Source organism: Caballeronia sp., from assembly GCF_049581465.1.
Lineage (GTDB): Bacteria > Pseudomonadota > Gammaproteobacteria > Burkholderiales > Burkholderiaceae > Caballeronia.
Genome location: NZ_JBAUSA010001389.1, coordinates 1 through 6691 on the forward strand (window position 1 = coordinate 1; position 6691 = coordinate 6691).

The window sequence follows — 6691 nt, forward strand, 5'->3', positions numbered from 1 at the left end:
CTGGACTCTGCACAGGCACATAAATGTTGACCGGATGCCCGTTTACAGTCGCTTCGTACTGAGTTGCGGCACCTGTCCCACCACCGGGAAAGTTGAAGCTAGCCTGTTTGCCCGGGCTCACCGTCACGTCGTTTGAGTGCTTGTATAAGTCGGCTGGTGCGTCAATGCGAGCTTTCGAGCCATCGAGATAGGAACAATCGGCTTTGATCTTTGCATCGGATACAGGGACGGGATACGGTTCTTCTGAATCGTCGTCTTCGGTAAATTGACGTGACGACGCTAGAGTTGAAGCAACGCTGAAGCCCCCGCTGCGCTGCTCGCGACCGCCGATCCGTTGTTTGTAGTGAGGTAAATCCTCGGATTGCTGCCCACGATTACCCGATTTTTCTTGCACGGGCAAAGCACTGAATCGCCGTCAACAACGACCTTGCGCCCCTTGTCGGATATTCCCCTGCCCGTTCCGATTATCTTGTGTAACCCCTTGCAGTTGCCGCAGGTCGCCTCGTCGCCATCGAGCGCGACCTTTTTCCCGCCTTCGTTGATTCTCGTTGAAGTACCAATGACAAAACCGCGTGTTGTCGTCGGGTCGCCGTCCCGTACTGCCGCCTTACGCATGGTTGCCCGCTCCGTTCGCTGTGGTGTCGGGGGGCAGCGTATAGTCAGGATCAAACAGGCCGGGAATGGTTTCACCGTCGCGAACCGTGATGCCCCATCCATCCTGAAATGATTCCATGATCGTGTCGCCGTTGCTCAGCCGAGAGTCGATCCGCGCCATCGGCTTGTCATCCCAGGAGGCGGCAAACCCCGTGCCGTCAACAATGGTGGTCTCGCTGCCGTCGTCGTAGGTGACCCAATCTCCGACACGTGCCAGAGCCATCCCTTGATACTCTGCCCCGGTTGCTACCCGCGTGACGCGTCCGCCGCGCCCTGTGCGTGAACCGATGGTTACAAAAAGGTGGATAGTTTCGTTATCCTTATGTTCAGGTATATTCAAGTCTCCTTTGTGAATGGATGCTGCAACTACGCGTTACGTTTCTCAGCATACCCATCGGACACAAATCTTTTTGTCAAAAATGATCAGGAACCGGCGGACTTCAATCGGATACGCTGATGCGCTGCCCTCGTCGCAACAAAAAATGACCTTTTTATGCTGATCTCTTCCGACTTCCCAAAGCCCCCTCACACCACCGTATCGCCGTCATCAATACTAAACCGCAGCCTCCCTGCGTCGATGAACACCCGCAACTGACGGTACTTCACCAGATAGCGAATCCCGACCACTGCCGCCGCGAACCCCGATGCGGCAGCAACGCCCAGCGCCCACCGCGGGCCGAACCGATCTGCCACCCAGCCGACAACCGGCGCACCCAAAGGCGTGCCACCCAATGCAATGGCGAGGAAGATCGCCATCACACGCCCGCGCATGGCAGGCTCCGTCGACAGTTGCATCGTGCTGTTCGTGGTGGTGGTGATGGTTTGCGCAGACACTCCGATGACCACGAGCGCGAGACCGAAGAGCCCGTAGCTAGGCGCGATCGCGGCCAGCGCGCAACCAACGCCGAAGATCCCGGCACTGGCGAAAAGGACCGCCATGCGGGGTTTCGCTCTCCGGGCGGCGAGCAGCGCGCCGGCGACCGTTCCGATCGCCATGATCGACGAGAGGAGTCCGTATTGACTTGCCCCGGCATGAAAAACCGTGACAGACATCGTCGAGATGAAAATCGGGAAGTTGAGCCCGAAGGTGCCGATCAGAAAGAGCATGAGAAGGATAGCTTTCAGGTCGGGGCGTTTCCAGACATATCGAAACCCTTCTAAAAGACTTCCACGCGCTCGGACAGCTCTCCGACTCACGTGAAATTCGCTGACGCGAAGAAAACCCAGCGAGCAGAGCACCGCGATAAACGACGCCGCATTGATCAGGAACACCCATCCGGAGCCCGCCGATGCAATCAGGACACCCGCGATGGCGGGACCGATCATCCGCGCTGCATTGAACGACGTGGAGTTCAGCGCCACTGCGTTCGACAAGCCGGCTTCGCCGACTAGCTCCGAGACGAAGGTCTGACGCGCGGGTGCGTCGAACGCACTGACGCAGCCAAGCAAAAACGCAAACGCATACACGTGCCACAACTGGACGAATCCAGCAAGCGTAAGGATGCCTAATCCTAGCGCGAGTGTTCCCAAGGCAGCTTGAGTGGCGATCAGGAGTTTGCGCCGGTCGAGATGATCGGCCGCAAAACCGGTAAGTGGCAGCAAGAGAAGATGCGGGCCGAACTGGAGCGCCATGACGAGCCCCACCGCGGTCGCATTGTGGCGGGTCAGTTGCGTGAGCACGAGCCAGTCCTGGGCGGTGCGCTGCATCCATGTTCCAACGTTGGATACGATCGCGCCGCCAGCCCAGACCCGGTAGTTGAAGCTGTCGAGCGAACGGAAGGTGCCTTTCAACGGGCAACTCCCCGGGCTGCAACCGGCGGATTGGACGAGCTCACACGCGGGTGCTGCCGAACAAATCGATGACGATCAGAGCGGTCTTCGGGTCAAGCAGGGTCATTGCCATGGTGTTCGCTTTCCTGCGGTTGCGGCTGAACGTTGGACTTAAAGCGGGGCTTAATTATCTAAGATCTAGCAAATCTCCCCGGTTCGCGTCTTGGCTTAGTCGCCAGTTCAGCTTGCCAAAGACCACGCGAACATCTTGGAAGACGGAAATCCGGACGAACCTTACAACTTGAATTTGCCCATCAAGAAACCAAAAAACAACTACTTCGCAAAACTGAGACGCAGGGTATAGCGCGAGTTTCATCCTGTAGTACCCTTGCGCTCTTCGTTGCGCCGTGTGCAATTTGCGCGGCCGGGTGAACCATCCCCGCATTGAAACACGCGAAACACGCGCTCAAAAAAAAACGCTAAGTCGTCTCACTTAAGAAACGGATGACCATTTCGACCCTTGTAGCACAGCGACTCTTCAAATACGCCAGCGACGACGCAATCGCACTAGCTGAGCGCCATGTTCGCTACCAAAGGCTGGACGCCCGAGAAGTCATCGCGCACCAGGGACAGTCTGACTCGCCCCTAATATTAGTTGTCTCGGGGCAAGTGGAGGCCTCAACGGTATCCCAGGACGGACATGAAACCAGCCTGAGCTCGACCAAGGCCGGTGAATCATGCGGCGAAATCGCAATCGTTTTGGACGTACCCTCGTCGGCCTCGCTTAGTGCTTTGACGAGCGCCATTGTCGGCGTGGTGAGCCGACGTCATGCGCACATGCTGTTTAGCGATTCTGGCGTTACGCGCTCCCTGATAGAGATCCTTTCAGGCAAATTTCACCAGGCAATCGAAGGTCAATCGACGTTATCGATGCCGCGCGCCTACTCACGCATCTACGCCATCATCAATGCCGTCCTTGCTGAAACGCCCGACGATGCATTCCCGCTGATCCAGCTTCCGAACCAGGCAGCCATAGCAATCGCCGCTAACGTAAGCCGCGAGACAGTCTCGCGCGCAATCACTTCTCTCATGCGCAGTGGAGCAATTGCTAAAGCGGGGCGACGTTATCAGGTTTGCAACCGCAATATCTTCGCGGCGGCCGTAGGAGGCGATGCGCTCCGGTAATCGGGTGCAATTCGCTACCCGCAAGGAAACCGGGACATTTTCTTCGCAGATGTCAAGTCGCGTCGAATGACTGAAGCAGGTCGCCTGCCACGATCGCTGCGAGTATGCCGCGGTCGCGAACCTGAAAGCCCCGTCCTTTCTTAGCGATCGCTCCGCGCTGCAAAAGCGGCTTTATTGCGCGCGATACCGTTTCGCGGCTTACATTTGCGGCAACAGCTATAGCGGCCTGGTTCGCAAGCACAATCGACGGCCATTCATCTTCCGCAGCGTGCGCGACGGCTTCATTCAAAATCGCGTAGACACGCGAATAAGCGCGCGGAATGGACAACCTCGACTGCCCTTGGCCGGTTCGCTGGATTTTCCTGGAAAGAATCTCTAGCAGAGAACCCGCGACGCTAGGCTCGCTAAACAGCTTGCGCGCATGGACGCGGCTCATCACGCCGACGCGGGTGCTAGTCAACGCAGTGAACGAAGCTACCGATGGTACGTCCAAAACGATTACGCTCTCACCGCACGACTCGCCAGCCGCCGTCGAAATAAGACTGGTTTCATGCCCAGTGTCGGACACCTGCGAGGCGTGCAACTGCCCGGAAAGAACAAATATAAGAGGGGAGTTTAGTTCGCCTTGGTACGCGACAATGTCACCCACCGCCAGATTCTGGTATCGAACATGTTGATCCGCCAGTGCAAAGACACCCTCGTCGGCGTGTTTTAAAAGCCGTTGCGTTCTTAAGGCCGAACCGGTTGAAGCGAAATGCATAAGCCGTCTACTATAGTGATCGCGAAGTATAGCCTCGACCGCAAAACTCTGCTAAGACGACAACGTAACCGCTGAACCTGCGGCTTTGCCGCGTCCAGCCCGTTGTCGTCACGCTCACTTTGCATCGGTAATTTTGGCGCTCATTTTTACGTCCAACGCGAGCACTGCCGCACTCAGGTCCCGGATAATCTGGCGCGCCTGCTCCGGCGCCAGAAGAAACCCGTGTTCCCGGGCAGCGATAGAAAACGCCGACGACCCTTCCGTGCATAGGCGCACCGCAATCTTTTGGCTTGTCGAGTTGATCGACCAGTCTTCCAGACATAAGGTCACGACATTCGAATCGATGGGTTCGGGCCCGCGCGGTTCGACCGCGTTCGAATGTGAGTTCATCTGTTTCTCAAGCATGGCGGATAACATGTTTCGAGTGCCTTTCAAGCATTCGAAATGATGGGATGCGTTCCCTTGGCCGCGTGAATCGCACGCCAGCCTAAGAAAGCAAACGGTAAGACTTCAGCGCTTCCCGACGATCTTTTCTAAGTACCGTGGCCGCAGCTAATCGCATCATCCTGCTTGCAGCTTTCCGATGTCACGGCGCAACCATGACGTTCTTTCTAAGCTGCAGTTCCGCTTCGCCCTTCGCGAGCTTCTTAAGTGTTTCGGCGTCGCGCACGATCAAGCGCCGATAGTCGCGCTCAACCACATTGCCGTCCACAAGCGATCGAATCGCGCGAGAAACCGTTTCGCGGCTCACATTCGCCATGATCGCGATGGCCTGCTGGTTAGGCAGGTTTTCGATCGTCAGCAGGTCGCCAGCGGACTGCTTCATCGACGCTTCGAGGACCGAATAAACACGCGCATAAGCACGCGAGAGTCCTAGCATCGAGCGGTAGTTCGATGCTTGTCTTATCGTGCGGCAAAGTCGCTGCAATAGCGCCTCTACGACGGCAGGGTTCCGGTAGAACAGAGCTTCGGCCTGCGCCTTGGGTAGGAAGCCGATCACCGACTCGCTGGTAGCGATAATCGAAGCCGAGCGAGGTCCTCCGTCGATAATCGACAGTTCCCCGAAATAGTCGCCCGGCTCGACAAAGTTGAGCCCGACTTCGCGCCCGTCTTCCGACAGGGCGATGACCTGGAGCCGCCCCGATATAAGCATCAGGAGTGACGACCCCGCGTCGCCCTTATGGACGACGAAGTCTCGCTTCTCAAATCGTTTATAGCGAATGTGGCGGCTAGTTTGTTCGATGACTTCGTCGGTCACGTTGCGCAGCAATTTCTGCCGCCGCAACAGGTCCATCGCCTTCATCGGGTCACTGCTGTTTGGTACGGCTTCAATGGACATCTAAGGGTGCGGTCGCTTAGTAGGTGGCACGGCGCCACAATAAACGTGAGACGCGACACCGACTGTGACAACCATCACATCTTTGTTACAAAATTTGTCTAAGATCAGGAGATCATTTGCTCGGGCGGCCGTGCGTGCTTTCGTGGATAAGAAGAAATGCGAAGAAGCATTACCCGGGGATGTGCGATTCTGGCACTGCTGTTCATTTGCAGTAACGCGCGCGCGCAAAGCTCACAGCCTGAAGTGAAGGTGATTGGGAACGCCGTCGTCGTAGTCGGGCATGCGTCCGTGCTAACTCCTGGTGGCAGCACGCCGCTCGCGTCAGGCAAGTCCATCGCGCAAGGCGATACGGTTGAAACCACCGCCGACGGCTACGTCTACATCACGACCGTGGACCAGGGATTTGTCAGCGTGCGTCCCAACTCATCGCTGACCTTCGATCGCTACCAGTACGATCCGACCGCACCGGACCAGACCGTCATCAAGTTGGTCCTGCACAAGGGCGTGGTCCGCGAGATCTCCGGTAAAGGCGCACAAGCCGCGCGCGATCACTATCGGATGAACACGCCGGTCGCCGCCTTAGGCGTGCGCGGTACCGACTTCTCCGTATTTACCGATGCCAACGTAACGCGCGCCGCGGTGCGCAGCGGGGGTATCGTGATGGCGCCGCTAGGCGGCGCTTGTTCCGCTTCCGGCGCGGGTCCGTGTGAGGGCTCAGCTGCGACGCAGTTGTTCGCCGACCAGCGCAACACGCTGTTGCAGGTTAATCGAAGTAGCGCCCGTCCTGTTGCAATCGACGCGAAGCTTTCGCAGTTGGTACCCGATCAGTCCGTCCCTGCGCTAAAGAACGAAGACAACGCTGCGCGTGCCGCGACGACGCAAACGCCTGACGGCCTGGGTAGCCTGGGTGTTGCGCCGACTCAGCTATCGTTCCCGCTGACATCGCCCCCGCAGCCGCAGGTGCCGGTGCAGCCGTCCAGCCC

The 6691-nt window shown here is 57.7% G+C and carries 8 protein-coding genes; 2 read left to right on the forward strand and 6 right to left on the reverse strand.

Going from position 1 to position 6691, the window contains the following annotated elements; all coding sequences use genetic code 11:
* Positions 1 to 279: 279 nt before the first annotated feature.
* From WCA53_RS33585 to WCA53_RS33595, 3 genes are all read right to left on the reverse strand, one after another.
* Positions 280 to 717, reverse strand: a complete 438-nt coding sequence (locus WCA53_RS33585; protein ID WP_423922277.1) for a PAAR domain-containing protein — start codon at positions 715 to 717, stop codon at positions 280 to 282.
* Positions 608 to 994: a PAAR domain-containing protein gene (locus WCA53_RS33590; RefSeq protein WP_423922281.1), complete on the reverse strand. Its 387-nt coding sequence runs from the start codon at positions 992 to 994 to the stop codon at positions 608 to 610. Before WCA53_RS33590 ends, WCA53_RS33585 begins: the two co-directional genes overlap by 110 nt.
* Positions 995 to 1179: 185 nt before the next feature.
* Entirely contained in the window at positions 1180 to 2445 is a 1266-nt protein-coding gene (locus WCA53_RS33595) for an MFS transporter (protein ID WP_423922284.1), read from the reverse strand.
* Positions 2446 to 2928: 483 nt separating this feature from the next.
* Here WCA53_RS33595 and WCA53_RS33600 point away from each other — a divergent pair, with 483 nt between their 5' ends.
* Positions 2929 to 3609 carry a Crp/Fnr family transcriptional regulator gene (locus WCA53_RS33600; RefSeq protein ID WP_423922287.1) on the forward strand — a complete coding sequence of 227 codons (681 nt, stop codon included), beginning with the start codon at positions 2929 to 2931 and terminating at the stop codon, positions 3607 to 3609.
* 52 nt (positions 3610 to 3661) lie between these two features.
* On the opposite strand, the gene WCA53_RS33605 is transcribed toward WCA53_RS33600, so the two are convergent.
* The 3 genes from WCA53_RS33605 to WCA53_RS33615 form a co-directional block, all read right to left on the reverse strand.
* Positions 3662 to 4369, reverse strand: coding sequence for a Crp/Fnr family transcriptional regulator (locus tag WCA53_RS33605; protein WP_423922290.1), 708 nt, complete (start codon positions 4367 to 4369; stop codon positions 3662 to 3664).
* A 114-nt stretch (positions 4370 to 4483) separates the two neighbouring features.
* A complete protein-coding gene (locus WCA53_RS33610; protein WP_423922295.1) occupies positions 4484 to 4759 on the reverse strand; it encodes a hypothetical protein in 276 nt (91 codons plus the stop codon).
* A gap of 196 nt (positions 4760 to 4955) precedes the next feature.
* Complete coding sequence (locus WCA53_RS33615) at positions 4956 to 5708, reverse strand: Crp/Fnr family transcriptional regulator (RefSeq protein ID WP_423922300.1); 753 nt, start codon at positions 5706 to 5708, stop codon at positions 4956 to 4958.
* Between the two features lie 156 nt (positions 5709 to 5864).
* On the opposite strand from WCA53_RS33615, the gene WCA53_RS33620 reads away from it, so the two are divergent.
* Positions 5865 to 6691, forward strand: an 827-nt coding sequence (locus WCA53_RS33620; protein ID WP_423922303.1) for a FecR family protein, incomplete at its 3' end; no start/stop codon positions are given.